Genomic DNA, 25,450 nt, shown 5'->3' with positions numbered 1-25,450 from the left:
TCATGATAAGTTCTTTCGATTATGCAATAGAAGGATGGTTATTTATGGATTATAATGAGTGGAGTGCGTACAATAGATCAGTTTAATGAGGGAGGAATGTTAGTGAAAGATTCAGACCGCGAAGTGTTTCGGCAAAAGAAAAAATCATTACGGATCATTGTGTTTTTAATGGTCGTAAATACGACTATGTTTACAGCTGATTACCATCTACCCTTTTCCAACTGGGCATCTCTTTACATGACATTATCCTTTCTAGGTATCTCGATTTGGATATTAAGCATGATTTACAATGAAAAAGAAAGTGGCCGCGTCTTGCTGCTGAGTTTGTCTGGAGCAATAGGAGGAACTGCAGGAAGAGCCATACTCGAATGGGGAGAGGTAACCGTTACACAACATATGAACATCTGGAATGTTGGATTATATGTCATTGGAATACCGGTTATGATCACAGTTTTGCATCAGTTGATGACCCGGAACTCTTTTAAAGGAACACCCGCTCCGTCCCCCGGTTGAAATTGATGTGAAATTTGCTATAATGCTAAATAATATATGCTTTCTAGGGTTCCGCAGCATTTACTGGTCTGGTCCGAGAGAAGGCTCACGAAGGCGGACTCTGCCTTTGTGCCACGGAGGGACAAAAGCCCGGGAGATCACTGACAAACAGGATCTCCCGGGCTTTTTTATTTTGAATATAAGAAAGGATGAATAGAAAGTGACATGGATTAAAGTGTTAATTGCTGCGGTTTTTGAAGTGTGCTGGGTGATTGGTCTAAAGTATGCAGAGGGTTTATGGGAATGGAGCGGAACGCTTTTAGCTATTGCGATCAGCTTCTATTTACTGATCAATGCAAGTAAGGATCTCCCTGTTGGTACGGTGTATGCAGTATTCGTCGGACTTGGGACAGCCGGAACAGTGGTCGTTGATATTTTACTATTTAACGAGCCGTTCCAATGGTTAAAAGTAGGGCTGATTGGGGTTTTATTAATTGGGGTAATCGGTTTGAAATTAGTTTCAGACAGTCATGAATCAGAAGGGAGCAGGGCATAATGGCTTGGATTTATTTAATATTAGCAGGATTATTTGAAATGACAGGTGTTCTGATGATGAACAAATTAAATCAGGAAAAAACGATCCGTGCCTTTCTGTATCTGGCAGGCGCATTTGCAGGAAGCTTTCTGCTGCTTTCAGAAGCGATGAAGACATTGCCGATGGGAACTGCCTATGCGATTTGGACAGGTATCGGTGCATCAGGCGGAGCGATACTTGGTATGATTTTTTATGGTGAACCGAAGGAAGTAAAACGAATTTTTTTCATTGCCTTAATCCTTGCAGCTGCGATTGGGTTGAAGCTTGTTTCCTGATTAAAGTGGACGGAGCGGGTGTTCCTTTTTTGAAAAAAGAACACCCGCTCCGTCCCCGCTCAAACTCGCCAAATACACTCCATTTGATTAAAATAAAAAAATCAAGACAAAGTTGGAGGAATCATCATGGTAGAAGTTTTGTTAAATGAGCAGTTTGATCGGTCAGAGCTTCATTCTGATTTGAAATGGGAGAATGAACCGGCTGAGTGGAAGGTTGATCAGGAAAGGGGTCAGCTTGAGTTTAAGACGGATGAAAATACGGATTACTGGCAGCGGACTCATTACGGTTTTCAGGCGGATAACGGACATTTTTTAGCTTTTGAGACCAATGAAAACTTCCGTATGACAACTAAGGTAAGAGCAGTGCCGCAGTCAAAATATGACCAGGCTGGATTAATGCTTCGTTTTTCAGAGGATGTCTGGTTGAAAACCTCACTTGAATACATCCCTGATGGTCAAAGCAAGCTCGGGGCAGTCGTGACGAACAGGGGCTTTTCTGACTGGTCAACGCAGTTTGTAGATATTGAAAAAGTAGAACTTTATTTCAGGCTATCCCGAATTGGACTAAACGCTTATGCCGATTTTTCGTGGGACGGCGAGACATGGAATCAGATCAGGATTGCTCATCTGGATTTGCCGGAAGGTGCTGCATTAAAGGCTGGCTTGTACGCGTGCAGTCCTCAGGGTAAGAACCAGCTTGTTCAATTTGACTATTTAAAGATTGAGAAGCTGTCGGATGATCCATCTGAGGCGTATTTATAAGCGAGAGGAACCGGTTTGCCTTCGAAGATGAAGCAGCCGGTTCTTTTTTGAGGAGAGCTTCCGTCAACCTTTTGTTATACTGTGTTTATACAAGATTTCAAAGGAGTTTGCCATGAACATCATGATCACAGGTGCCACTGGTTTTGTAGGCACAAAGCTAATGCATTCATTACTTGAAAAGGGGCATAACCTTTTTCCGGTTGTTCGGAATGAGAAGAAACTCAGTGATTTTTTAACAGTGCTTGAGAAAGAAAAGAAAGACCGGATTCGTCCGGTTTTTGGAGATATCACACAGCCAATGTTCGGGCTGTCTGAAGAAGAAGTAAGTGAACTGAATAGCAAAGTGGATATTCTTTATCATACAGCAGCTTATTTGTCGTTTGATCCGGATGACCGGGAAAAAACGTTTTTTGTTAATGTTGAAGGAACTAGGCATGCGCTTGATGTTGCCAAAAAGCTTGCGATTCCGCGTTTCTATCATGTCAGCACTGCCTATACTGCAGGACTTGAAAATGAAGCAGATGAAAAATTGCATGTTAAAAACCGTGAATTCGTCAATGATTATGAAGAAAGTAAAAATCATGCCGAACACCTCGTAATGGACAAGAAAGACGAACTGAAGGTCAGCATTTTCCGTCCGGCTATTATTGTAGGCGATTCTGAAACGGGGGAAGCAAATACAACGTTTGCTTTATATGGTTTATTAAAAGCAGTTGCTCTATTGAAGAAATTAATCCGCCGTGGCCGAGTGAATGCGTCAGACACGATTCGCCTGTTCAGTGATCCGGGGGCATCGAATAATGTCGTGCCGGTCAATCACGTGGTGGACGTTCTGACAGCCGCAGCCTTGCATGCTAAGGCAGGAACCATTTATCACATTTCAAACAATCATGCGCCTGAAAATAAACAGGTGGTAGAGTGGATTAAAGAAAAGAGTGGCGTGCAAAACCTTGATATAACGGGTAATCCTGCTGAGCTTTCGGAGAAGGATGAAGTGATCAACGCGCCAATGAGCGTCTTTCACACCTACCTTTCCAGAACGGTCACTTTTCATAACCGCAATACACAGCAGCTGCTGAAAGATGCCGGATACCCGGCGTTTAAGCTGACAGACGACCAGTATAGTATGATGATAGGGAAATACTTTGAATAAAAAACAGAGTCCGGGAGTGGACTCTGTTTTTTCATGCAGTAATGAAGAGTTTTAATTTCTCATCATCTCCAGGAATGGTGATCGTACCCGATTCAGTCATGCCAAGCTTTTTAAGAAGTGCCGAGGAGCCGTGGTTATCCATTGTTGTGAACGCAACAATTTTAGAAAGGTGCAGTTCATCCAAACCATAGTCCAGCACAGCTTTAGCGGCTTCAAAACCGTAGCCCTTACCCTGATGCTCCTGTGTAAATGCAAAGCCGAGATCGAAATCATCCAGATAGTCACGTTTGATCAGACCACATAAACCAACGGGGATACCACTTTCTTTCAGTGAAACCAAACAAAGACCGACACCAAACTGGTCATACATAGCAGCAGGGCCATTTAGAATATAGCTTGCTGCATCTTCAACAGTTCTTATATTGCGGTCTCCTATGTACTCAATCCAGGATGGGTCGTTTAGCAAAGTGAAAATAAAAGAAGCATCCTCTACGGTTAATTTGCGAATAGTGAGTCTGTTTGTGAGTAATGATTTCATATTAATTTCTCCTTTGTAATGAAATAGTGACGGGACGTTTGGTTGGTTTACACAGTGCTGATTTTCTAAATCGTTTGACAGAAGGAGTTCCTACCATAGCACGATTCTCATCTGAATCGCCTGTTTGGGTTGGAGAAAAAGCTTTCTCCCTGTTAGACTTACGAAAAAAACAGCTGAGAGGGTTCATATGAGGCTGAGAAAAAAGAGAGTAGCCAGTGCCGTGTTGATTGTCAGCTTTTCGTTTATTCAATTTATGTATCCTTACTCTGTTTTCAGTATGAACAAGCAGGTTTCCCTGCAGACGGAGGAACAGGAGCTTGAAGAATTTACGGAGGACCTGACGGAAGTGAAAAAACTGGCTGATACAGATTATAAAACTCAAATCGCAAGTGCGCTTGAAAAGAAATGGATTACTGAAAAAGAAACAACCGTGAACAGGGGAGAACTGGAAAATCTTCGGGATGAAATCGCAAGGGTGCGCGAACAGCTAAATGAAGAATCAACCATGATCGTTGAGCAAAATGCAGCTGAAAGTCAGCTGATTACCTTTATGCAGGAAGACTTTCTCGTGTACGAAACAGAATTGAACGAAATTCTTGACCATTCCTGGAAAACAAGAGGAGAACTTAAAGACAGGCTGACGGCGCTGCAGGATGACTTGCATACTTCGGTGCGAAAACTGAAAAATCTTTAAAATAGGGGACGGAGCGGGTGATCCATTTTGGAAAAATGAACACCCGCTCCGTCCCCCTGTTTCTTACCAGATTGCTTCTACATACTCCGGATGATCAATAAAAGGATTGCGATTTCCCTGATAGTCATTGAAGATGGTTTCATTACGATTGCGCTCAAATGCGTCAACCGGGTCCTGCTCGTGCCATTGTTTCAATGTGGACAGTTTACCCAGGTACGGGCCTGCAACGTTGACAGTGTCAAGTACTTCAAGGTCTACTTCGCCAGCATCGCCTTCATAGCGGACAGCCATGTAAAATACCATACGGGCAATGTCACCTTTTACTTCATCGCGCGGCTCCCATGAATTTGAATCATAAAAAGTGTCCGGCGCTTCCGGATGGATGCTTCCTCCGAAATCAAAATCAAGGTTTCCTCTTGAAGAGTTAACTGTCACATCTGTGGGACGCAAAGCATGGAGGTCTGTGCCAGTTCCCATTGATGTACCGAAATCACCTTTTGACTGTGGCCAAACGTGCTCGCGGTTCCACTCATCTACCAGCCCGCCATTATCAAATTTAGAAATGGATTTACCAGTGTACAGGAGAATCACGTTATTTCGATTTGCAGGATCTTCGTCTGTATTTCGGAGGGCATCCCACGCGTTACTATAAGAAATTTCAGTATGATCATCAATAATATTATGTAATGCCTGTTTTAAAGCTGTTCCTGATAATCCGTTCGCGTCAGCATAATAGCCGCTTCCGCCAGTACCGGGCTCTGGAGCGGGTTCATCTGCTGTAGATCGTGAAATGGATGTGACAAATTCAATTCCTTCATGTGCAAAGTAGTCGTCCCGTGTACCATCAACTTGAATAAAATCGCCCATATTTGATGGATTGCTCATTAATCCAAACTCACTTCGGTACTGGGAATCCAATTTTACAAAAATCATATCTGCTATTTGTTTTTCATTTGGATCATCAGCTAAAGCTAATGCGTAATCGCTGGTGAACCCGGATTGCTGGACCATTGATGTAGATACCGGAACCCCGACAATGTATCCTCCTACTGATACATTTGTTCCGTTTGCCTTTGTTAACGCTTCTTGAACGCTTATGAAGGTTGCCGCTGAAACGACGGGACCTCCGATCAAAAGCACAAGACTAAGCACGAGCAAGACTGCTTTTTTCATTTGTTGAACAACTCCTTAGATGATTTTGATTGCCAGCAGGCACTGACATTCTTCACCATCTTACGCTAAACTCCTTCCTTAAAAAGTGAATTTACAAATAAATAATAAAATACTAATGTGTTATTTACTTTTATTTCTAATTGTTAAAAGCTAGCGGATCCGGTTCTATCATTGTGTCCTCTCGCATACATTATGAGTGATGCTGAAATAGAGAGGGGAGTCATCGTTGGAGACACAAGTACTGTCCATTGCTGAAAAATATGTAGAGACGCATTTTCCTGATTGTGAAGTGGCTTTATTATCCGGAAGCTTTGCCAGAGGAGATCATACGGCATCCTCAGACCTCGATCTATTTATTCTTGATTCAAAACAATCCTACAGGAAATCTGCTTTTTATGAAGGGAAACCTGTAGAGAGTTTTATTTATTCAAGTGAATCCCTCCCCTATACGTTTTATATAGAAAAACAGCAAGGAATCCCGCTTATTATTAGAATGTGCGCTGAAGGATTCATACTTCGCGGAGGCAAAGCTGCTCAGGACATGATTGATAAAGGAAAGCAGTTGCTGATAGAGGGACCGGATGAGCTTCCTTCCTACAGGGTTGACGAATTGCGCTATGTGATATCAGATATGCTGACCGATTTAGAAGCATCTTCACATAAAGAAGAGAATGATTTTACAGTCTGTTCCCTGATTGAGGTACTGCACTTTTTTATACTCCGAATGAACCGCTGCTGGACCGGGACAGGGAAATGGGTCTACCGATCCCTCAAAACCTTCGATCCTGAAATCTGTGAATCATTAAACGCATGTTTAAATGACTATTATAAAAAACAAAATAAATACAGCCTGATTCAGTTTATTGACCAGCAGCTTGCGCCGTATGGTGGCAGACTGTTTGATGGTTATACAGGATAAGAAAAGGTCAAACATCCGGACATGTGCCGGATGTTTGACCTTTTTACTCTTATTTGAAATAGGCTGCTCCAACAATAATCAACAGAATAAACAAAACAACGATCAACGCAAAACCGCCGCCGTACCCATATCCATGTCCGTAGCTCACTGATATCACCACCTTTATAACAGGATATGTTCAGTGAGTGATTTTGGCAGGGCGGATTTGAGATTCAACTTTATCCCGCAGGAATTAGAACGAAATCAAAACACAGTTACAATATAGCCAAGTTATTTCCCGGGAAAAGATTGTCGAAAAACCTTTCCTTTTTGTACAGGAAAGGCTTTTTTTTCGTTAAAATCTCAGAAAGTGATAATTTACGATACCTTTTTGTAAAATATGTATTTATTATGCAAATTTAATAGTAAAATAGGTCTATTAAATGTTTATTTGCAGGGGGATCATGATGACAACAGTCGTAACGGGATACGGTATTATTGGACCGGGGTTTAACAGTGTTAGTCAATTATCATCAATTTTAAAAAGTGGTACGGTCGTTTTAAAACAGGAAAAGTTAGGGCAATCGTTTATTTATACAGGAAGAGTCAAAGATGAAGAGATATCTATGAGCCTGTTTCCAGCCGTGTTTAAAAAGCTTCCAAAAGCAGCAAGACTCTTACTTCATGCCTGTCATGAAGCCGTTAATATGGCAAGCTTTGACGTTCAGGACGGCCGAACTGCTGTGATCATCGGAACGTCGGGTGGAGCGATTGACGAGACGATTCAGCTCGCTCGAAATCAGGAGCAGGAGACGTCTATTTTTCATATCGGGAATATGAACAGCTATTCGTTAGCCTCAGCAGTCAGTGCAGCGTTTAAGGCGAATGGACCTTCCTATTGTCTCACCAACAGCTGTCCCTCTGGTTTGCAGTCTATTGAGCTTGGGAAAATGATGATCGAATCCGGACAGGTTGATCGTGTGATTGCCGGGGCAACGGATTCAACACTTGAATCCTTAATTCTTGAAAGCTTTTCAAAGCTGAATGTGTTACATCGGGGTTCAGTCTTACCACCAGGTCCATTCAAAGGAACCGGCTTTTCAATGTCCGAGGGTGCAGGTGTACTGATTTTAGAAAGTGAAGAGTTCTCAATAAAACGAGGAGCCCGGGTATATGGGAAAGTAAGTGCCTGTTTTTCAAGTCAGGACGCAAAATCTCCGTATAAGTCTGATAAAAATGGAAATCAATTGTTATATGCAGTTGACCGGTGTCTGGCAGAAGGATATCCTAATTATATAAACAGTCAGGCATTAGGAATAACACAGATTGATTCAATTGAAGAAAGCATTTATCAGCAGCGATTTGCTGAAAGAGATATTCCTATCACGTCCATTAAAGGAATGGTCGGTCACTCGATGGGAGCATCAGGCATGTTTCAGGCTGTATCGACACTGATCAGCATCAATGAACAATTTATTCCGCCAACTGTAAACTGTGATAAACAGGTTATAAAACCAATGAATATAGTAACTGAACGAATCAATCAATCTATCAATCATGTATTAATCACTTCCCAGGGATACGGAGGATCGAATAGCAGCATGGTGATAAAAAGGGAGTGAGAACTTGGAATTTATATTGTTGATCGCCATTTCGCTGATTCCGGCCATTGTGGCAGCATCCTTACCTTTCTATTCAAAAACTGAGGTTACAAAAGCATTATCATTATTTCTCATGTTCTTGTGCTTGTGGCAAATTGATATTGCTTTTTTGTACGCGGATGAATTTTTCAGTGAAGCTTTTATCGGAACTGTTTTTCGTATATTTCGTATTGGTCCCATCATGATTATGCCTTTAATGTATTATTTCGGCTATTATCTGGTGAAAAATAATCAGGAAGTAAAAGGCTACAGATGGTTTTTTAACCGCTACGGCTTTTATCTCTTCCTAAGCTTCAGTATCGTGGTTTACCTGGTCAATTTCACCGGTTTTGGAGTGTCTGGATATACTGTTGTTCCCGAGACAGATATTGCTCCACAACATTTAATTCCCGTTTATGGGACGCTTAATTCAACCTTTTTAATCAATGTTTTAATGGTGTTTATTAATACCTTCTTTCTGTTAAATGTAACCGTAAAACTTAATGATTACTACTTTAAGGTATTTTATACAAAACTTGCTTTTGGTGCTGTTTTTGTTTTTCTAAACGGTATTTTTAGTGGATTTGGCGTTCTTCCACTATATTTTTCAAGCTTCAATTCCATCCTTGTAGCTATTTTATTGTTTTTAGGATTCTTTGAAATGCAATCAAATAAGCTGAATGATGCTAATACCCGGTTATACAAACAGAGTAGCCTCCTTGAAACCATCATGAATATTAATCCAAATTATCTTGTGGTATTAAACAAAGACAATCAAATGATTCGCCTCAATGATTCAATATGTAAGCTCCTTTCCATTAAGAAAGAAGCCATGCTCTGTCAGGATTTCAGTCTGCTTCAAAAAGAATACGGTTTGACGACTAAGGATGAGACCCTCCACCGGATTATGCGTCCAACGGGAGAGGTTCACTTTATTCAATGGGGATTCAGAGATCTTGAACTCAATGATGAAGAAAACTACACTTTATTTTATGGAGTCGATTTTACTAATCAGAAGCAAAACGAGGAACTGCTTTTGTCTACTGAAAAGACAAAGGTTGTCGGAGAATTGGCAGCAAGCATTGCACACGAAATCAGAAATCCGTTAACAACTGTCAGAGGTTTTATTCAGCTGTTGAGTGAGAGGAATATGAACGGTGAGCACGAACAAATTATCCTTGATGAAATAGACCGGATTGATGAGGTGCTCAAAGAACTTCTCTTATTGGCAAAGCCGGAAGCCGTCGTGTCACAAAATTATCCCGAGGATTCAAGAATAGATGTGATGCAGGAAATCGGAAATGTCAAACTACTGTTTGAGCCTGTTGCGCTGGAGCAAAACAAGCGAATTTCCATCACAAACAAGCTGCCAAACAGCATTTATACGAAAATGCAAAAATCCCACTTTAAACAAGTTATGATCAACACAATCAAAAACAGTCTCGAAGCCTTATCCACCAATGGAAGTATTAAAATTAAAATCGATGAATTTGAAGAATGTGTGCGTATTCGCATAATCGATAATGGAAAAGGTATATCCAGAAAACGGATGTCCCGTATTGGAGAACCGTACTTTACGAACAAAGAGAAAGGCACCGGCATTGGTCTGGCAATCTGTTTTAAGCTGATCAAGGATTATGCAGGGAAAATGACTGTAAAAAGTAAACAGGGATGGGGGACCACAGTAACGGTACTTCTCCCCAAAAGTGAAGATCAGTCAGCAGATAAGGAACAGAAACAGGGAGGCGGTGCGCCTGTTCCCGCTCTAGAGAACCGTTACAAAAGGAGATAACCCATGCCAACTTGCAATACGTGTGGAAAACGGTGGACATTTACACAATCGATAAAAAAAGCACTGCTGTATTCCAAAGGGACGAAATGTTTTTACTGCGGAACGCCCCAGTATTTATCCACGAGATCCGGAAAACGGACAAACCTTATATACGTAATCGCTCTATTAGGCGTTGTGCTCGGCCGGCCTTTATTCGACCTGGCCGGCTTTCCATACCTGATGCTGGCCATTCCGGTTATCATCATCGTCATGGTCATCGTGCCATTTTCGATTGAACTATCAAATGAGAAAGAGCCTTTGTGGTGAAGACGCATGGGGACGGAGCGGGTGTTCCTTTTAGGAAAAAGGCACACCCGCTCCGTCCCCATGAAACTTTTTCTTCCAAATCACGTAGAATAGGCGGATCATCTTATACATATTGTAAGAATAAAGTCGAGGTGAAAAGAATGGCAGGGTTCAGTACGGGAGATGCAGTTTATCAAATAATTATGATGTTATTGCTGATTCTTAGTGTTATAACGGTAACAATGGTAGTTAAATCGCTGCTGGGAAGAAGAAGGCAGCTGAATCGTATCGAAGAAAAGCTGGAATCTTTAGAACGAAAGGCTGGAAATGGTAAGTGATCGTAAGAAGTATGGCCTGATTGTGAATACCAAAATGTTCTTGTCAAAAACCTCCTGCTCGCTTATGTTTAAGAAAAGGTGCAAAGGGAGGTTTTTTTGTGAATGCAGCTCAACGTACTGTTCGATTGTTCTTTGCAATACTGGGATTTGCTGCGATCGTTGCTCAGTTTGCTGAAGGGATCACGCGTGCTGATTTTATCGTACTTAATTTTTTCAGCTACTTCACCATCCAGAGCAATATTTTGATTGCCCTGGTTTTACTCGCAGGTGCTGTTGTTCCAGGTCACGTTTTTCAATCAGTAAAGTTCCAGCTTTTACGTGGTGCAGCTACTGCATTCATTATGACAACGGGTGTAGTGTATTTTCTCTTTTTGAGAGGGCTTGAAGAATCTCTTCAAACACCGGTTCCATGGGTAAATACGACGCTTCATTATATTTTGCCTCTCATCGCCCTGATTGATTGGGTATGGGCTTTTTCAAAAGTGAAAATTGCTTTTAAACATACATTAATCTGGCTATCCTATCCGCTTATTTATTTGATTTATACACTGGTTCGCGGACCATTTGCGGACTGGTATCCTTATCCATTTGTCGACCCTCGTCCGGAAGGATACATCCCGGTGATCATCAGTTCTTTATTTCTCACTCTCTTAATCTTTACTATTGCCATGCTTGTCATGCTGATTAGAAATATGCGTTTCAGAAAGTCGAAAAGACATTTCTCACCTGAAAAACTGAGGGAAGCGAAGTAATAATAAAGGAATTTTTATTTCAATATAGAATAAAGAGAGCACAGGAGACCTTCCTGTGCTTTTCTTATTATTTACAAAAAACGATGGGAGGCTTATGTCCAATGATCATCAGAGCAGCTACAAACAAGGACGTTCCAAAAATCGCCAAGGTGCACGTGGACAGCTGGCGCACGACCTATAAAGGGATTGTACCCGATTCATTTCTTGAAAAATTATCGTATGATCAGCGCGAAAAGCTGTGGGAGAAAAATCTAAAACAACAAAATCAGCTTACCCTCGTTGCAGAAAACGCACATGGAGAAATTGTCGGTTTCGCTGACGGAGGAAAAAGACCGGAAAATAAAACGGAACGGACTGCAGATCTTACGGCTATTTATTTACTGAAAGAATACCAGCGTCAGGGAATCGGACAGGCTCTTCAGCAAAGATTGTTTCTCTACTTTAAAGAACAGGGCTATGGCTCTGCGTTTGTTGAAGTATTGGATGACAACGGCTCTAAATATTTTTATGAATCCTCCGGCGCTGTTTTCGTTCGTGAAGAAGATATTCAAATCGGCGGCAAGCCTTTGAAGCTGCTGGTTTATAAATGGAGTTTTTGACTGGGGGACGGAGCGGTCGTTCCTTTTTCCGAAAAAGAACGGGCGCTCCGTCCCCATCAAAAAAGAAAGCAGGGACACCATGACATTAATCAAAGATGTTTTTACAGATGAATGGGTATCTAATCTTGGTCAACGCCTCGGTTCAGCGGATGAATTTCGGGGGAAGGCTTATTCGTCTGACTGGGCCGATCTTTCTTTTAAGGAAAGGGTTCGCAGGCTGGCTGTCACGATGCATGATTTTCTGCCGGATTCTTTTGAACAGGCGGCTGACTGGCTTGAGAGGATCGCACCTGATTTTAATGGGCTGCCGGGAATCGTTTTTCCAGATTACATAGAAGTCTACGGGCAGGAGAATTGGGAGAGGTCATTAACTGCTCTTGAGAAACTGACTTCATTTTCGACATCAGAATTCGCCATTCGTTCTTTTTTAATAAAGGATCAGGAGCGGTGTTTTACTTATATTGAAAGGTGGGCAAGGAGTGAAAATGATCATGTCAGACGGCTTGCTTCTGAGGGTACGAGACCAAAACTGCCGTGGGGGCAGGCGATCCCCGCACTCATTCAGGATCCTTCTCCATCTCTTCCGATTTTAAAAGCATTAATACAGGACCCCTCATTGTATGTGCGAAAAAGCGTAGCCAATCATCTGAATGACATTTCCAAAACGCACCCGGAACTTGTGCTGGGTCTCGTTAGATTTTATCAGGGGCAGCATCCGCATACAGAGTGGATCCTGAGACATGCCTGCAGAACCCTTTTGAAAAAGGGGCATCCGGAGGCATTGGAGCTGTTTGGATTTAATAAAAGTGATGACGTGAAGGTGGAGTCTTTTCATGTCCCTGAATCTGTTGAAATAGGGGAGACGCTTACCTTTCAATTAACATTAACGACATCTGATCCACAAAAACTCAGAATAGATTTTGCGGTAGACTATGTTAAAAAAAGAGGAACCCGTAACCGCAAAGTTTTTAAGCTGAGTGAAGGTGAGACAAAGGCAGGGAAAAAAGATTTCGAGCGGAAACTATCATTTGCCAATCTTACCACGCGTACACACTATCCCGGCACTCATACGATAACCATTTTGATCAATGGTGTGGAAGCAGCGAGTGCTGATTTTGAAGTGATGTGAGGTTAGAGAGTGAGTTTGTGAGGTCAGGCACCATGTTTATCAGCTTAAGAACTGAGCTCGTGAGCTTAGAAGAAGGGTTTGTGAGTTTAGTGACAAACGACTCAGGAACAGGGGGACGGAGCGGACGTTCCTTTTTCCAAAAAAGAACACCCGCTCCGTCCCCACTTCCATGCCTGATTTTCGGCGGCACATCCAGATCAGGTTCATTATGATAGAGGTATCAAACGTAAATCAGGGGTGTTGAACATGGAGAATCGTGAACGTGAGTATTATCAGGCACTGGTGGAGCGGAATCGTGAATATGAGGGGATTTTCTTCGCAGGGATTAAGTCGACGGGGATTTTTTGCCGGCCTACGTGTCCAGCGAGGAAGCCGAAGTTTGAGTCGTGCGAGTTTTTCCCGGATGCCAAGTCGGCGTTACTTGCCTCTTACCGTCCATGTCTGAGGTGCAAGCCGCTTTCTCTTCCTGACCAGACAACCGATGTAATTGAAAAACTGATTAAAGCGGTGGAGGAACAGCCGGAAAAGCGCTGGAAGGAAGCAGACCTCAAAGAGCTTGGGATCGATTCTTCAACGGCGAGAAGACAGTTTAAAAAGCGGTATGGGATGACTTTTGTCGAATATGCCAGATCCAGAAGAATGGGCCTCGCGCTTGGTGACATACGTTCAGGTAAAAAGATTATTGATGCACAGCTGTCTGCCGGCTATGAATCTGGAAGCGGCTTTCGCGACGCATTTAGCCGCATCATGGGTGCGCCTCCTGCCAAGTCAGGTCAGGAACCGTTATATGCAGCGTGGTTGGACACACCTTTAGGGGCCATGCTAGCCATTGCTGATGATTCGGCATTATGGCTGCTTGAATTTACAGATCGCCGAGGACTTGAAAAGGAAGTGGAACGGTTGAGATTGAAAACAAGCCGTGCGATTTTACCTGGAGAGAACCATATAACCAGTCAAATTCAGCGTGAGTTGACTGAGTATTTTGAGGGGATACTGTCTCAATTTAAAACACCTGTAAAACTCGTAGGCACAGCTTTTCAGCTAAAGGTCTGGGATCAGTTGATGCAAATACCATGTGGTGAAACCATATCCTACACAGAATTGGCCATCCATGCAGGAAATCCGGCAGCTGTCCGGGCTGTTGCGAGGGCCAATGGTGCCAATCAGCTCGCTTTAATCATTCCATGTCACCGCGTCATTCAGCGGGACGGCGGATTAGGTGGTTATGCAGGAGGACTCGCAAGAAAAGAATGGCTGTTAAAACATGAGAAGGGAGAACAATGATGATTCGTGAGCTTGAAATAAAGGATGCAGAGGCATTTTTAGCATTAAGTAAAAGAATAGAGGAATCGGGTATGATGCTGTTTGAGCCTGGTGAAAAACAAATGACGGTTGAGCAGCAGGAAAAAATGATTGAGCGTATTTCCAAAGATGAGGACTCCAGCTTTTTTGTGTCTGAGATTGACGGGCAGCTGGCAGGATTTTTAGCGGTGATTGGCAATAGTGTGAAACGGAAACAGCATGCTGCGATGGTGGTAGTAGGGGTTGATGCGGACTATCGCGGGCAGGGAGTGGGCACAAAGCTGTTTGACCATCTGTCAGAATGGGCGAAACATAAAGGCTTAAAGCGACTGGAATTAACAGTGATCAAACATAATGATGCAGCCTATCATTTATATCGTAAACAAGGTTTCAAGGTAGAAGGCGTAAAAGAGGGATCACTGATGATTGATGGCATGTTGACGGATGAATATTATATGGCGAAGCTGATCTGAATGAATAACGTATATGTCATAACAGGCCCTGCCGGAGTAGGGAAATCAACGGTTTCAAAGGCTCTTTCAAAGCGCTTGGAAAACAGTGCCTATATTTCAGGAGATGACCTTTATCACATGCATATCAACGGTAAGCAGGCTCCCTGGGATGAACAGGGGACACAGCTGACCTGGCAACACATTCTTAGTCTGACCTTAAACTTTCTAGAAGCTGGCTGCGATGTCGTCATTGATTATATCGCTTTTCCCAATGAAGCAGCCTGGTTAAAAAAGAAGCTTGGAGAGAACGTCAATTTTTCTTACATTGTTCTGTGGACAGATGAAAAAACATTAATAGAGCGGGATAAAATGAGGCAGCCTGACCATCAGATGGGTGAGAGGAGCCTAGAATTATTAAACGATTTTAAAAATAAAGAACTTTTGTGGAAAGCGATTCTGGAAACAGGAGACAGGCCGAAGATCAATACAGAGCTGATCGTGGATGAGGTATTGTTGGGTGACAGGTTCAAATGGGGGATGTGAGGTTGTGGGGAACAGGGGGGACTGAGCGCGCGTAACTTTTTCAAAAGGCTGTTCTCGTATAGATTGTTGCTTTCTTGGCCACAAGAGTTTATATAACGGGGCTAAGGAGTGTTTTCATGGAGGAGCAACAAAGTATTTCCACAAATATTTGTATAGGTTTTATTTGCTTGAATTATGAAAGGATTTAACACTTGAAAAAAGTTGAGCAAATGCTTATTTCAGCTTATCAAAAATCGAATTCTTTAATAGTTGAATTTCTAAAAGGTGTATAAAAAATGACCCTGTTGGAAGAGATGCGAGATCAAACAATCTAATCTTCTATAATGTTTAATTCCTTATAATAGTTATCTACAAATGGGAAAATATCTGGGTTTGATTCATAATAAACAGTGCCGATAGAATTTAAGTAAAATAAAAATTGGTTATCACCGTCATATAATGTAATCTCATATAACCAACCTTCTCTTTGTTCTTGATTTTCTAATGGTGTGAAAATAATACCTTTAATAAGTGTTATAAAGTCATCAATTTGTTTTTCTGCGGTTACAGTTTTTGAAAAACCTGTAGAACCATCTCGAATTATAATTTTATCAATATTCTGAATATTTGAATCCTTATAAAATTGCTCTAAGGATTGAGTTTTTCCAGTAATTTTGATATTTTCGTTTTTTTCATTTGTATCTACGCAAGCAGAAAGTATTAATAGACATACTGATAATATTATAAACAAAAATTTTCTCATATATAACCACCTCCAGTTTTTATTATACCAATTATTGATGTTTAAAATACTAAAAAATTACATTTATGAAACGGTCTTTCGAAAAAAGAACACCCGCTCCGTCCCCGGAACAGGTGTCTTCTCATTTATTCACCATAAATCGAAACAGATCCACCATTTACAAAGAATTCTCCCCAGCCGTCGTTGTTGATCGTGACGGTGCGTGTGGAGTTACCTGTTTTGTCTCTCCAGACTTCGCCGGCGTTGCGTGTGCCGACATACATCCATTTGCTGCCGCCCGGGCCGTCTGAAAGGATGCTTGCAAGTCCTGATTTAGCCCGGTCTGTTACGCCTTCGCGTGTCCAGCCGATGACGTCCTGGTGGTTCAGGTAGTCGTGCTGTGTACCATAAGCCAAATCTTTACGCGCTTTTAAAATCGGATCAAGTTTGGTTGAAAGGTTCGGAATTTCACGGCCGCTGTTGCCTTTCGTTCCATAGAAATCTCCGTAAAACAGTGTTGGATAACCCTGCTGTCGCGTCATAATCATAGCGTAAGCGAGTGGCTTAAACCATGGTGCAACGGTTGATTCCAGAGACTGTCCCGGCTGGGAGTCATGGTTATCAACAATCGTCACGGCAAGTGTTGGGTGCTGTTTCACAACCGTATTATCAAAAATCTTTGACATATCGTAGTAACCGCCACTGTTTCCTGCCTGCTGGAAGTTATAGTGAAGCGGGACATCAAATACAGAATGTGTGTAACCTGTTTTCGCTAAATAGTTATTAATGGCGCCAAGATCATTCTGCCAGTATTCAGCCACTGTAAACAGCTGTTTGCCAGTTGTACGCCTTACATCCGTCAGCCACTCTTGAATATAATCATGCTTGATATGCTTAACCGCATCCAGGCGGAAGCCATCAAGGTTCAGTGTATTTACATACCATTTACCCCAGTTTTTCATTTCCTGCTTTACTTCCGGGTGTTCAAAATCAACATCTGCATACATTAAATAATCATAGTTTCCAAATTCACCGGAAACCTCGTTGTCCCATGCTTTACCGTCGCCGCGGAATTTATAAATACGGCTTAGGCTGCGTGACTGATCCCAGTCGGTTCCGTCAAAGTGATACCATCTCCATTTAAAAGAAGAATGGGTATTGTTACGACCCGGGAAATTAAAGCCTGTCCATGCAGAAATCGTATAAGCACCGGACGTCTCCTGATTACGGTTATTCGGGTTCACTTCAACAGCCTGAACCTGCTCAGTGTAATCAGCGCCACCTTTGTGATTCATCACCACATCACCGTAGACGCCGATGCCCTGATTTTTCAGTGAAGTAATGGCGGACTGAAGCTGTGCGCGTGTACCGTATTTGGTCCGCGTAGTGCCTTTCTGGTTAAATTCACCAAGATCATACAGGTCATATGCGCCATAGCCCACATCATTTTGTGATGTCCCCTTATAGGCAGGCGGAATCCAGACCGTGGTAATACCAAGGTTTTTTAAATTTGTAGCATCCGTATTCAAACGATTCCAGTGAGCCCCGTCATTAGGCAGATACCACTCAAAATATTGCATCATCGTGCCATTTTGCGGTGTGGCAGCCTGAGTTGCCGGTTGAAACGGAAGAAGCATAAAAGCGACAAGTGCGACAAGAAAAATACGTACCTTTTTCATTCGTTCATCCCCTTGTTCTAAATTTGTGCAATGGTTATGAAAGCGTTTGCACAAAATAATTATCAGATAATTCGATGTAAAAGAAAAGCGTTTTTACAAAAAGAGGTAATATGTCATATCATTTTTTACTTATTTATCAAATTTGGATGGGAACTGGGGGACGGAGCGCCCGTTCCTTTTTAGGAAAAAGAACGGGCGCTCCGTCCCCCAAAAAGAGGATTGTGAAAGAAATGAATCGAAATGAAAGAGAAAGGGAGTGGTGATGTTGAAGCATTATCATGTATCGAAGGAAAATGGACGCGTGGTTGAAGCGTACGATTCAAATTTTATTCTGACTTCAATTTTAAGAACGAATGACCCGGTGCAAATCAGCATAATGCATTTAGAAGAAGGTGGTGTGATCGGATATCATCAGGCTTCTATGCCACAGTTGCTGATGGTTGTATCCGGACGGGGTGAAGTGCGTGGTGCTGAAAATACATATGTGGAAATAAAGACACACGAAGCGGCTTTTTGGGAAAAGGGGGAATGGCACGAAACAAGATCAGAAGAAGGGCTGACTGCGATTGTGATAGAGGGTCCGGTGCTTAAGGTTTCAGCTCTGAAGGAAAAAAAGTATGAATAAGGTGAGTTGGGTTGGCAGTGAGCAGCCTTATCTTGATCAGCCGGACATTCAGCAAATCGGAGACGTGAAACTGGCACGATTCGGAGGGAGTACTGCTGCAGGCCAGACGAAAAATGAGGATGGCTGTATTGTATGGACAAATGGTGAATGGGAATTTGCGATGATACTGGATGCGCATCAAACAGCAGAGAGTGCTGAACTGATAGTAAAGACGTTTGTGGAGCATGAAAGTGAACTGACAACGATCATACGCGGTGAAGACGGGAAAGATCTGTTTGAAAAACTTGAAAAAGAGATTCTGACTCTTTTTACTGATGAAGCATTCAGAGAGAAATGCAGAAAGATCGAAGGGGAAACCTCCTGTCTGGTCACCGTTCGCAAAGGCCGGTTCATTTGGTGGTTTTCAGTAGGGGACTGCATGCTTTTCCTGCTGCATGATGATCTTAAAAAGCTTGGCCAATTTCAGCTGAACCAGCGTCAGTTTTTTGAATGGATCGGAAGAGTGAACACATTTGATCAACAGGTTCCCTGTTATACAACAGGCAGGCGCGAGCTGAGGAAAGGAACCAACACCATCTTCATCACAACAGACGGGCTGGTTGAGTGTCTGGAGGCTGGGTATCATAATCCGGAGAAGCTGTATGAGGTATTTAAACGGAATCCGGCACCACTCGTAAAACTTCTGCATGACAGCCAGCAGTTAAAGGTCAGAGATAGCGTCACGATGGTCAGCTGGGATGTTGAGGTAATGGAGCAGGGGAGTATGCCTTCAGGAGCATAGGGGACGGAGCGCCCGTTCCTTTTTAGGAAAAAGAACGGGCGCTCCGTCCCCATCAAAACGATCACCCGCTCCGTTCCCAAAAAAATGCCGGGAAGCAAGGCTCCCGGCATTTTTTCATGATCTTACAGCCACCACATATCTGTTGGCTGTTCTTTAATGTTGACTGATTTCAGCGTTTGGACGGCACGCTGGAAGCCTTCTTCGATGCTCATGATTGGGTCTTCGTGCTCGATGCTGACGACGTGGTCGTAGCCGTATGTGCGCAGGGCGCTGATAATGCGGCCCCATTCGTCTGCCGGGTGTCCCATTCCGACTGAACGGAAGCTCCATGCACGTGTTTGAATGTTGTCATAGGTCTGCATGTCTGTCAGGCCGTACATGTTGACGTTGTCCTGATCAATGTATGTGTCCTTGGCGTGGAAGTGGTGGATTGCACCGGCTTTTCCAAGGATTTTGATCGCACCGACCGGATCGATTCCCTGCCACCAGAGGTGACTTGGATCAAGGTTTGCGCCGATGTATTCGTTTGTTGCCTCGCGCAGCTTCAGCATGGTGTATGGTGTATGAACAGAGAATCCACCATGCAGCTCAAGACCGATTTTTACATTGGCTTCTTTAGCGATTTCTGCGATCTCTTTCCAGTAAGGAATCAGCTTGTGTTCCCACTGCCACTTCAGAATATCGCCGTATTCATTTGGCCATGGTGCAACCGGCCAGTTTGGATGCTTCGCTTCAGCGTCAGCGCCAGGTGTACCTGAGAATGTGTTCACAACCGGCACGTCGAGCAGCTGAGCCAGACGGATTGTTTTGCGAAGCGCCTCATCACTTTCTTTTGCAAATGCAGCATCAGGGCTGACAGGGTTTCCGTGACAGCTGAATGCACTGATGGTCAGTCCGCGTGATGTTACTTTTTCAAGGTATTCCTTACGCTTGCCCTCATCCTCTAACAGTTCGTCAATTGGACAGTGGTTGTTGCCAGGATATCCGCCTGTACCGATTTCCACGGCATCAAGGCCGGATTCTGCGACATAATCAAGCATGTCTTCAAATGATTTTTGTGCAAATAAGACCGTAAATACGCCTAATTTCATGAGTATTGCCTCCTTATGAGAATCGGACGGCTTGTCCGGTTTCGCTGCTTTCGTAAATGGCCTCGATGACCTTTGAAACGATGAGTGCTTCCTGTGGCTTCACAAGCGGCTGCTGGTTACCGCGGCAGCTTTCCACGAAGTTGATGGCTTGAGGGATACCCGGGTTTTCATCATCGGAAATCCAGTAAGCCTCCTGGTCAAGAAGCATTCCGTATTTTGCCTGATAAAGCTTGAGTGGATACACATCAAGTCCACCCTTTGTACCTGAAACAGATACGGTTTCCTGATCATCTGCCAGATTGGCTGCCCATGATGTTTCAAACAACAGGGTAGCACCGTCTTTGAACTTAATATAGGCGGTTGCATGATCATCTACTTCGAACGTTGATGGGTCAAATGTGCCCCACTGGTTAACGATGTCATTTTGACGGCTCAGTTCATTATAAGTAGCGCCTGAGACCTCTGCGATTTCAGGGAAGTCCATGAGGTGCAAGGCCAGATCAAGGAAATGACAGCCGAAGTCAATCAGACTGCCGCCACCCTGAAGATCTTTATTTGTAAAAACACCCCAGCCCGGAACCTTGCGGCGGCGGATCGCCTGTGCACGGGACACAAGAGGGCGACCGATTTCGCCACCGTCAATGAAGCGTTTTGCTGCACGCGCTTCTTTTGTGTGACGGTAGTGGTAAGCAATCATCAGGATCTTACCTGCTTCATCCGCTGCCTTAATCATCGCTTCGCATTCTTCAGTGGACATCGCCATCGGCTTTTCGCACAGTACGTGTTTGCCTGCCTGAAGAGCGGCGATCGCAATGTCAGCGTGGAATTTATTTGGTGTACAGATTGTCACTGCGTCTACGTGTTCAAAAATCTCTTTGTATTCATTTGTATGGAAAGGAATCTGGTAGTCCTGTGCAACCGTTTCCGCACGTTCTGCATTTACGTCACACACAGCCGTGACTTCCACATCATTTCCTAAAGCGAGAAAGGAGGGGATATGCCTGGAAACGGCAATACCTCCAACGCCAATTATGCCTACGCGAAGTTTTTCCATGTTTATCACCTATAGTTTCACGATTTTTTTCGTTTCGTTCGACTCAAGGGCACCAAGAATAACCTGCAGTGATTTTTTCCCTTCATGTCCATCAATCAAAGGCTGTTTGCCTGACAGGATTGAATCAACAAAATGATCAATGACGCCGGATGAGCTTTGTCCGCCTTCATCATTAGACTGGATTTTACCAAGAGCGAGCTCTTCTTTTGTTCCGTCTGTTTTATGATAGATCACAGAGTAATCCTCATCGTCTTCCAGGCGAAGAACACCGTTTTCTGCGTAAATAACCGTAGAGTTATCCTCAGCATTGTAAGACCAGCTTGCTGCTAAAGTACCGATAATACCGCTTTCTGTTTTAAGAATTAATGCTGCTGTATCATCCACTGTTGCGTCTTTTTTCGAGCTTGTCTCGACCATAGCCGCTACTTCTGTCATTTCTTCACCAAGTATGTAGCGGATCAGGTCTGTTTTATGAACGCCAAGATCACCCATGGCACCAATAAACGCCTCATCTTTTTTGAAGAACCAGCTGTCCTTGCCGTCAGCACTCCAGCCTTCAGGTCCAGGGTGTCCAAATGCAGTACGGAAGCTGAAGATCTTACCTAATTCTCCTGATGCCACAAGCTCCTGCGCTTTTTGATGTGAGGCAACAAAACGCTGGTTATGTCCGATCATCAGAAGTTTTCCCGCTTTTTCAGCAGCTGCGATCATATCATCGGCTTCTTTGGCACTTGTAGCCATCGGTTTTTCACATAATACGTGCTTTCCAGCTTCAAGCGCTGCAATCGATACAGGTGCATGAAGATAGTTTGGTGTGCAGACACTTACTGCATCAAGGTCTTCCTTTAAAAGTTCATTGTAATCTGTAAACGTCTTTTTAGCACCGAATTTCTTGGCCATTTCTTTTGCGCGCTTTTCATTAATATCACAAATGGCAACGAGTTCAACGTTTTCATTGTTTGCATATTCAACAAGGTGACGGTGCTTAGCGATACTTCCTGCACCTACGACACCAACTTTTAATTTTGCCATGAATTAGTCCTCCTTATAGCCTTCCAGTTTTTCGATTGGTTTTGCGTTTCCGTATACCGGGTAGTCACGCTTAGTTGGAGCTGCCCATTTGACACCGTTTGCAATAACCTGTTGAATTTGTTTGTTATGATATGTCGGGTGTGTTTCGTGACCCGGACGGAAGTAGAAGATCTTTCCGTTACCACGTTTAAAGGTAGCGCCGCTGCGGAATACTTCTCCGCCTTGGAACCAGCTCAGGAAAATCAGCTCATCCGGTGCCGGAATATCAAAGTGCTCGCCGTACATTTCTTCTTCATCAAGCTCGATATATTCACCGATGCCGTCTGCGATCGGGTGGCTTGGATCTACAACCCATAAGCGCTCACGCTCATTTGCTTCACGCCATTTTAAATCACAGCCTGTACCCATCAGTTTTTTAAAGATTTTTGAAAAGTGGGCAGAGTGAAGAACGATCAGTCCCATGCCTTCCCAAACGCGTTTCTGGACTTTTTCCACAATCGCGTCATCTACTTCATCATGTGCAAGGTGTCCCCACCATAAAAGAACATCTGTGTTATTAAGTACCTCGTCTGTCAAACCGTGTTCAGGCTCATCTAATGTAGCCGTTTTCACGTCGTACCCGTGCTCAGCAAGGGCATCTGCAAGGACGCGGTGAATGCCATCCGGGTAAATTTCCTTTACTGCGTCATGCTTTTTTTCGTGTCTGAATTCATTCCAAACTGTAACGTTCATGCCAAGTAACACTCCTTTATTTATCACTGTAAGCGCTCTTAAAATAGGGCAGGTTGTATATGCAACCGCTTCCTCTACTTTAACAGATTTATCATCCAAGAAGAAAATATTTGTACTGTTTCCTTCAACTTGAATCATAAAAGAGGGCCGGGGACCCTGAAAGGACCCGGCACGCTGATGATTATTCTTTTACAGAACCGGAAGTCAGTCCGGCAACAATTCTTCTTTGGAAAATCAATACGAGTATAACAATAGGAATGGTCACAAGAACAGTCGCAGCTGAAATATCCCCCCAAGGAATGGTGAACTGACTCTGGTACAGGGAAATTCCTACTGGTACTGTGCGCCAAACGTCCTCAGTATTAATCGTTAATGCAAACAGGTATTCATTCCATGCGGCGATAAACACGAGGATTCCTGTTGTGAAAACCCCTGGTGCCGCAAGCGGGAAAATAATTTTTCTGAATGTCTGGAATGGAGTTGCTCCATCAAGCTTCGCTGATTCTTCAAGCTCCCAAGGAATCTTCTGGAAGAATGTCGACAGAATCCAGATCGCCAGCGGCAGGGAAACTGTGATATACGGAATCACAAGACCCATATAGCTGTTACGAAGACCTACAGCCGTAATAAAGTTGAAGATCGGTGAGATAATCGCAATTTGCGGGAACATGGATGCAGCCAGAATGATCCCGAGAATTAATCCTTTAAATTTAATTGGCAGACGCGTTAGTGCGTAAGCTGCAATCGAAGCAAATCCAATCGCAATTAACGTTGTCAACGTCGATACAACAAAGCTGTTCCACATATATCGAAGCAGTGGACGGTTCCTGATCGCATTTTCATAAGACGCAAGGGACGGGTCAGCCGTAAACCAATTAAAATTGTTGAAAATTTCGCCCGGCGGTTTGATCGACGTGAGGAAAACCCAGATGAAAGGGAACATCACGAAAAATACAAACACGACGAGAAAGATATAAAAACCAATTCCTGCACGTTTGTTCATCTTGATTCCTCCTTATCGACCCGATCTGCCTGCAAAAAGATCTGAACCGATGAATTTGATAAATAGAACGGAAATAATCGCTACCGAAATAAATACGATTACTGACAGTACAGAACCCGCACCAAAGTTTGATTGAGAGAAGAGGGTAATGTACGCATAGATGGAAATCGACTCCGTTGAGTTCGCAGGTCCACCGCCTGTTAATACATAAATCAGGTCAAATACACGGAAAGCATCCAGTGTACGGAATAAAAGGGCAACAAGGATGGCTGACTTCAGCAATGGCAACGTAATCTGCCAGAACTGCTGCCATTTACCGGCGCCGTCCACTTCAGCTGCTTCATATAAAGAACCTGGAATGGTCTGAAGTCCCGCAAGTAAAAGTAAAGCCATATAAGGTGTGGTTTTCCACACATCGGCAAAAATAACAGAGAACATTCCGCCTGCTCCTGTTGACAGGAGAACAGAGGCGTCATCAATCAGTCCGAACTGCTCAAAATAATGAGCGACAATACCAGTTTGTCCGTCATACAGGAAGCCCCACATCATCGCGGCTACCGCTGTCGGAATTGCCCACGGAATCAGTACAGATGCACGCACAATTCCGCGACCGATAAATGCCCGGTTAATTAACAGGGCAATCATTAGACCGAGAACAAGCTCCGCTCCAACAGAAACAATGGTGAAGAGAAGGGTATTCCACATCGACTGCCACATCCGGCCGTCTGTCAGATAGCGCTGATAGTTGCTGAAGCCAATAAAATTCGACTCGATCAGCGTTGTATCGACTGTGCCGAGCGTACCGCTGATGTTGCCTGCAGTAGTCGCAAATTCTTCACTGTCTGTCGAGTCAGCTAAGGCTGTCAGTTCAGCCTGCGCCTCATCAAGATAGTTTTTGTAGTCATCAGCAAGATCGTTATCAATGTCTGCATATTTCAATTCACTATCAGAAATCGCCGTAAAGGAAGCAAGCATTTCCTCTACTTCTGCATACTGATCCTCAAGTGCGTTTTCTGTAATCAAAGAGTCATGATAATTTTCAATTTCAGTCCTGATAGAAGCGGCTGCATCAGCTGTCTCACCATCTGGGGCCTGACTTTCGAGCAGCTCCAGATCACGTGATAAGTAAAAGTATTCATTTGCATAACGCTCAAGGTCGACGTTAGATGAAAGGAAACGCTCGGACCTTGAAGGGTCATTCAGACGGTAATCAAACAGACTGTTATAAAATGATTGGGCAACCGGCCAAAGCGTAACGAGTAATACAAGAATCAATGCCGGTGCAACCATCACATAACCCAGCTGTTTTTCATTCAACTG

30 protein-coding genes and 1 riboswitch are annotated in these 25,450 nt (G+C 43.4%); of the genes, 19 read left to right on the top strand and 11 right to left on the bottom strand.

What is annotated here, in order from left to right; all coding sequences use genetic code 11:
* The first annotated feature begins 102 nt into the window (after nucleotides 1–102).
* From H7968_RS02430 to H7968_RS02410, 5 genes are all read left to right on the top strand, one after another.
* Nucleotides 103–513, top strand: a complete 411-nt coding sequence (locus H7968_RS02430) for a hypothetical protein (RefSeq protein WP_227394650.1) — start codon at nucleotides 103–105, stop codon at nucleotides 511–513.
* Nucleotides 514–545: 32 nt separating this feature from the next.
* Nucleotides 546–651: riboswitch (guanidine-I (ykkC/yxkD leader) on the top strand.
* A gap of 61 nt (nucleotides 652–712) precedes the next feature.
* Complete coding sequence (locus tag H7968_RS02425; RefSeq protein ID WP_227394649.1) at nucleotides 713–1,048, top strand: DMT family transporter; 336 nt, start codon at nucleotides 713–715, stop codon at nucleotides 1,046–1,048.
* Nucleotides 1,048–1,362 carry a DMT family transporter gene (locus tag H7968_RS02420; protein WP_264476596.1) on the top strand — a complete coding sequence of 105 codons (315 nt, stop codon included), beginning with the start codon at nucleotides 1,048–1,050 and terminating at the stop codon, nucleotides 1,360–1,362. The genes H7968_RS02425 and H7968_RS02420 overlap by 1 nt, the downstream gene beginning before the upstream one ends.
* A gap of 126 nt (nucleotides 1,363–1,488) precedes the next feature.
* Entirely contained in the window at nucleotides 1,489–2,124 is a 636-nt protein-coding gene (locus tag H7968_RS02415; RefSeq protein ID WP_227394648.1) for a DUF1349 domain-containing protein, read from the top strand.
* A gap of 112 nt (nucleotides 2,125–2,236) precedes the next feature.
* Nucleotides 2,237–3,277 (top strand): SDR family NAD(P)-dependent oxidoreductase, encoded by a 1,041-nt coding sequence (locus H7968_RS02410; protein WP_227394647.1) that lies wholly within the window; start codon nucleotides 2,237–2,239, stop codon nucleotides 3,275–3,277.
* 31 nt (nucleotides 3,278–3,308) lie between these two features.
* Here H7968_RS02410 and H7968_RS02405 read toward each other — a convergent pair whose 3' ends face one another.
* Nucleotides 3,309–3,815 (bottom strand): GNAT family N-acetyltransferase, encoded by a 507-nt coding sequence (locus H7968_RS02405; RefSeq protein WP_227394646.1) that lies wholly within the window; start codon nucleotides 3,813–3,815, stop codon nucleotides 3,309–3,311.
* A 187-nt stretch (nucleotides 3,816–4,002) separates the two neighbouring features.
* Between H7968_RS02405 and H7968_RS02400 the strand changes: the two genes are divergently transcribed.
* On the top strand, nucleotides 4,003–4,509 hold the full coding sequence (locus H7968_RS02400) for a hypothetical protein (protein ID WP_227394645.1): 507 nt from the start codon (nucleotides 4,003–4,005) through the stop codon (nucleotides 4,507–4,509).
* A gap of 63 nt (nucleotides 4,510–4,572) precedes the next feature.
* Here the strand turns inward: H7968_RS02400 and H7968_RS02395 are convergent, their stop codons facing one another.
* Nucleotides 4,573–5,682 (bottom strand): endonuclease, encoded by a 1,110-nt coding sequence (locus tag H7968_RS02395; RefSeq protein ID WP_227394644.1) that lies wholly within the window; start codon nucleotides 5,680–5,682, stop codon nucleotides 4,573–4,575.
* A 226-nt stretch (nucleotides 5,683–5,908) separates the two neighbouring features.
* Here H7968_RS02395 and H7968_RS02390 point away from each other — a divergent pair, with 226 nt between their 5' ends.
* Nucleotides 5,909–6,601, top strand: a complete 693-nt coding sequence (locus H7968_RS02390; protein WP_227394643.1) for a nucleotidyltransferase domain-containing protein — start codon at nucleotides 5,909–5,911, stop codon at nucleotides 6,599–6,601.
* A gap of 49 nt (nucleotides 6,602–6,650) precedes the next feature.
* Here the strand turns inward: H7968_RS02390 and H7968_RS02385 are convergent, their stop codons facing one another.
* Complete coding sequence (locus H7968_RS02385) at nucleotides 6,651–6,749, bottom strand: YjcZ family sporulation protein (RefSeq protein WP_134373773.1); 99 nt, start codon at nucleotides 6,747–6,749, stop codon at nucleotides 6,651–6,653.
* A gap of 298 nt (nucleotides 6,750–7,047) precedes the next feature.
* Here H7968_RS02385 and H7968_RS02380 point away from each other — a divergent pair, with 298 nt between their 5' ends.
* From H7968_RS02380 to H7968_RS02335, 10 genes are all read left to right on the top strand, one after another.
* The gene (locus H7968_RS02380; RefSeq protein ID WP_227394642.1) at nucleotides 7,048–8,202 is read left to right on the top strand and encodes a beta-ketoacyl-[acyl-carrier-protein] synthase family protein; all 1,155 of its coding nucleotides are present in this window, start codon (nucleotides 7,048–7,050) and stop codon (nucleotides 8,200–8,202) included.
* Nucleotides 8,203–8,206: 4 nt separating this feature from the next.
* Nucleotides 8,207–10,012: an ATP-binding protein gene (locus H7968_RS02375; protein ID WP_227394641.1), complete on the top strand. Its 1,806-nt coding sequence runs from the start codon at nucleotides 8,207–8,209 to the stop codon at nucleotides 10,010–10,012.
* Nucleotides 10,013–10,015: 3 nt separating this feature from the next.
* The gene (locus tag H7968_RS02370; RefSeq protein WP_227394640.1) at nucleotides 10,016–10,318 is read left to right on the top strand and encodes a TIGR04104 family putative zinc finger protein; all 303 of its coding nucleotides are present in this window, start codon (nucleotides 10,016–10,018) and stop codon (nucleotides 10,316–10,318) included.
* Complete coding sequence (locus H7968_RS02365; protein WP_227394639.1) at nucleotides 10,315–10,635, top strand: hypothetical protein; 321 nt, start codon at nucleotides 10,315–10,317, stop codon at nucleotides 10,633–10,635. Before H7968_RS02370 ends, H7968_RS02365 begins: the two co-directional genes overlap by 4 nt.
* 98 nt (nucleotides 10,636–10,733) lie before the next feature.
* Nucleotides 10,734–11,387, top strand: a complete 654-nt coding sequence (locus H7968_RS02360; protein WP_227394638.1) for a Pr6Pr family membrane protein — start codon at nucleotides 10,734–10,736, stop codon at nucleotides 11,385–11,387.
* A 101-nt stretch (nucleotides 11,388–11,488) separates the two neighbouring features.
* Entirely contained in the window at nucleotides 11,489–11,986 is a 498-nt protein-coding gene (locus tag H7968_RS02355) for a GNAT family N-acetyltransferase (protein ID WP_227394637.1), read from the top strand.
* Between the two features lie 79 nt (nucleotides 11,987–12,065).
* Nucleotides 12,066–13,115, top strand: a complete 1,050-nt coding sequence (locus tag H7968_RS02350; RefSeq protein ID WP_227394636.1) for a DNA alkylation repair protein — start codon at nucleotides 12,066–12,068, stop codon at nucleotides 13,113–13,115.
* 246 nt (nucleotides 13,116–13,361) lie between these two features.
* On the top strand, nucleotides 13,362–14,399 hold the full coding sequence (locus H7968_RS02345; RefSeq protein WP_227394635.1) for a bifunctional transcriptional activator/DNA repair enzyme AdaA: 1,038 nt from the start codon (nucleotides 13,362–13,364) through the stop codon (nucleotides 14,397–14,399).
* Nucleotides 14,396–14,890, top strand: a complete 495-nt coding sequence (locus H7968_RS02340; RefSeq protein ID WP_227394634.1) for a GNAT family N-acetyltransferase — start codon at nucleotides 14,396–14,398, stop codon at nucleotides 14,888–14,890. Before H7968_RS02345 ends, H7968_RS02340 begins: the two co-directional genes overlap by 4 nt.
* Nucleotides 14,891–15,412 carry an AAA family ATPase gene (locus H7968_RS02335; RefSeq protein ID WP_227394633.1) on the top strand — a complete coding sequence of 174 codons (522 nt, stop codon included), beginning with the start codon at nucleotides 14,891–14,893 and terminating at the stop codon, nucleotides 15,410–15,412.
* Nucleotides 15,413–15,722: 310 nt separating this feature from the next.
* On the opposite strand, the gene H7968_RS02330 is transcribed toward H7968_RS02335, so the two are convergent.
* Both H7968_RS02330 and amyS read right to left on the bottom strand, forming a co-directional pair.
* Nucleotides 15,723–16,154 carry a hypothetical protein gene (locus tag H7968_RS02330; protein WP_227394632.1) on the bottom strand — a complete coding sequence of 144 codons (432 nt, stop codon included), beginning with the start codon at nucleotides 16,152–16,154 and terminating at the stop codon, nucleotides 15,723–15,725.
* Nucleotides 16,155–16,279: 125 nt separating this feature from the next.
* On the bottom strand, nucleotides 16,280–17,812 hold the full coding sequence (gene amyS, locus H7968_RS02325; RefSeq protein WP_227394631.1) for an alpha-amylase: 1,533 nt from the start codon (nucleotides 17,810–17,812) through the stop codon (nucleotides 16,280–16,282).
* A gap of 265 nt (nucleotides 17,813–18,077) precedes the next feature.
* Between amyS and H7968_RS02320 the strand changes: the two genes are divergently transcribed.
* A complete protein-coding gene (locus tag H7968_RS02320; RefSeq protein ID WP_227394630.1) occupies nucleotides 18,078–18,437 on the top strand; it encodes a cupin domain-containing protein in 360 nt (119 codons plus the stop codon).
* The gene (locus tag H7968_RS02315; protein ID WP_227394629.1) at nucleotides 18,430–19,218 is read left to right on the top strand and encodes a protein phosphatase 2C domain-containing protein; all 789 of its coding nucleotides are present in this window, start codon (nucleotides 18,430–18,432) and stop codon (nucleotides 19,216–19,218) included. Before H7968_RS02320 ends, H7968_RS02315 begins: the two co-directional genes overlap by 8 nt.
* A gap of 122 nt (nucleotides 19,219–19,340) precedes the next feature.
* Here the strand turns inward: H7968_RS02315 and H7968_RS02310 are convergent, their stop codons facing one another.
* The 6 genes from H7968_RS02310 to H7968_RS02285 form a co-directional block, all read right to left on the bottom strand.
* On the bottom strand, nucleotides 19,341–20,309 hold the full coding sequence (locus H7968_RS02310; protein WP_227394628.1) for a sugar phosphate isomerase/epimerase family protein: 969 nt from the start codon (nucleotides 20,307–20,309) through the stop codon (nucleotides 19,341–19,343).
* Between the two features lie 13 nt (nucleotides 20,310–20,322).
* Complete coding sequence (locus H7968_RS02305; RefSeq protein ID WP_227394627.1) at nucleotides 20,323–21,363, bottom strand: Gfo/Idh/MocA family protein; 1,041 nt, start codon at nucleotides 21,361–21,363, stop codon at nucleotides 20,323–20,325.
* Between the two features lie 9 nt (nucleotides 21,364–21,372).
* A complete protein-coding gene (locus H7968_RS02300) occupies nucleotides 21,373–22,395 on the bottom strand; it encodes a Gfo/Idh/MocA family protein (RefSeq protein ID WP_134373743.1) in 1,023 nt (340 codons plus the stop codon).
* A gap of 3 nt (nucleotides 22,396–22,398) precedes the next feature.
* Nucleotides 22,399–23,127 (bottom strand): ThuA domain-containing protein, encoded by a 729-nt coding sequence (locus H7968_RS02295; RefSeq protein ID WP_134374345.1) that lies wholly within the window; start codon nucleotides 23,125–23,127, stop codon nucleotides 22,399–22,401.
* Between the two features lie 181 nt (nucleotides 23,128–23,308).
* Nucleotides 23,309–24,130, bottom strand: a complete 822-nt coding sequence (locus tag H7968_RS02290) for a carbohydrate ABC transporter permease (protein ID WP_227394626.1) — start codon at nucleotides 24,128–24,130, stop codon at nucleotides 23,309–23,311.
* 12 nt (nucleotides 24,131–24,142) lie between these two features.
* Nucleotides 24,143–25,420 (bottom strand): carbohydrate ABC transporter permease, encoded by a 1,278-nt coding sequence (locus H7968_RS02285; RefSeq protein ID WP_406566355.1) that lies wholly within the window; start codon nucleotides 25,418–25,420, stop codon nucleotides 24,143–24,145.
* Nucleotides 25,421–25,450 lie beyond the last annotated feature (30 nt).

Origin of the sequence: Jeotgalibacillus aurantiacus (assembly GCF_020595125.1) — a bacterium.
Classification (GTDB): Bacteria; Bacillota; Bacilli; order Bacillales; family Jeotgalibacillaceae; genus Jeotgalibacillus; species Jeotgalibacillus aurantiacus.
The sequence above is the reverse complement of the archived record's forward strand: the minus strand, read 5'-3'. Positions and strand labels throughout refer to the sequence as shown.

What these genes read in the sequence shown, in the direction of transcription:
- H7968_RS02420 (WP_264476596.1), top strand. Translation starts at nt 1,048, where the DNA reads ATGGCTTGGATTTATTTAATATTAGCAGGATTATTTGAAATGACAGGT.
- H7968_RS02415 (WP_227394648.1), top strand. Translation starts at nt 1,489, where the DNA reads ATGGTAGAAGTTTTGTTAAATGAGCAGTTTGATCGGTCAGAGCTTCAT.
- H7968_RS02410 (WP_227394647.1), top strand. Translation starts at nt 2,237, where the DNA reads ATGAACATCATGATCACAGGTGCCACTGGTTTTGTAGGCACAAAGCTA.
- H7968_RS02405 (WP_227394646.1), bottom strand. Translation starts at nt 3,815, where the DNA reads ATGAAATCATTACTCACAAACAGACTCACTATTCGCAAATTAACCGTA.
- H7968_RS02400 (WP_227394645.1), top strand. Translation starts at nt 4,003, where the DNA reads ATGAGGCTGAGAAAAAAGAGAGTAGCCAGTGCCGTGTTGATTGTCAGC.
- H7968_RS02395 (WP_227394644.1), bottom strand. Translation starts at nt 5,682, where the DNA reads ATGAAAAAAGCAGTCTTGCTCGTGCTTAGTCTTGTGCTTTTGATCGGA.
- H7968_RS02380 (WP_227394642.1), top strand. Translation starts at nt 7,048, where the DNA reads ATGACAACAGTCGTAACGGGATACGGTATTATTGGACCGGGGTTTAAC.
- H7968_RS02370 (WP_227394640.1), top strand. Translation starts at nt 10,016, where the DNA reads ATGCCAACTTGCAATACGTGTGGAAAACGGTGGACATTTACACAATCG.
- H7968_RS02355 (WP_227394637.1), top strand. Translation starts at nt 11,489, where the DNA reads ATGATCATCAGAGCAGCTACAAACAAGGACGTTCCAAAAATCGCCAAG.
- H7968_RS02350 (WP_227394636.1), top strand. Translation starts at nt 12,066, where the DNA reads ATGACATTAATCAAAGATGTTTTTACAGATGAATGGGTATCTAATCTT.
- H7968_RS02345 (WP_227394635.1), top strand. Translation starts at nt 13,362, where the DNA reads ATGGAGAATCGTGAACGTGAGTATTATCAGGCACTGGTGGAGCGGAAT.
- H7968_RS02340 (WP_227394634.1), top strand. Translation starts at nt 14,396, where the DNA reads ATGATGATTCGTGAGCTTGAAATAAAGGATGCAGAGGCATTTTTAGCA.
- H7968_RS02335 (WP_227394633.1), top strand. Translation starts at nt 14,891, where the DNA reads ATGAATAACGTATATGTCATAACAGGCCCTGCCGGAGTAGGGAAATCA.
- H7968_RS02330 (WP_227394632.1), bottom strand. Translation starts at nt 16,154, where the DNA reads ATGAGAAAATTTTTGTTTATAATATTATCAGTATGTCTATTAATACTT.
- amyS (WP_227394631.1), bottom strand. Translation starts at nt 17,812, where the DNA reads ATGAAAAAGGTACGTATTTTTCTTGTCGCACTTGTCGCTTTTATGCTT.
- H7968_RS02315 (WP_227394629.1), top strand. Translation starts at nt 18,430, where the DNA reads ATGAATAAGGTGAGTTGGGTTGGCAGTGAGCAGCCTTATCTTGATCAG.
- H7968_RS02310 (WP_227394628.1), bottom strand. Translation starts at nt 20,309, where the DNA reads ATGAAATTAGGCGTATTTACGGTCTTATTTGCACAAAAATCATTTGAA.
- H7968_RS02305 (WP_227394627.1), bottom strand. Translation starts at nt 21,363, where the DNA reads ATGGAAAAACTTCGCGTAGGCATAATTGGCGTTGGAGGTATTGCCGTT.
- H7968_RS02300 (WP_134373743.1), bottom strand. Translation starts at nt 22,395, where the DNA reads ATGGCAAAATTAAAAGTTGGTGTCGTAGGTGCAGGAAGTATCGCTAAG.
- H7968_RS02295 (WP_134374345.1), bottom strand. Translation starts at nt 23,127, where the DNA reads ATGAACGTTACAGTTTGGAATGAATTCAGACACGAAAAAAAGCATGAC.
- H7968_RS02290 (WP_227394626.1), bottom strand. Translation starts at nt 24,130, where the DNA reads ATGAACAAACGTGCAGGAATTGGTTTTTATATCTTTCTCGTCGTGTTT.
- H7968_RS02285 (WP_406566355.1), bottom strand. Translation starts at nt 25,420, where the DNA reads ATGGTTGCACCGGCATTGATTCTTGTATTACTCGTTACGCTTTGGCCG.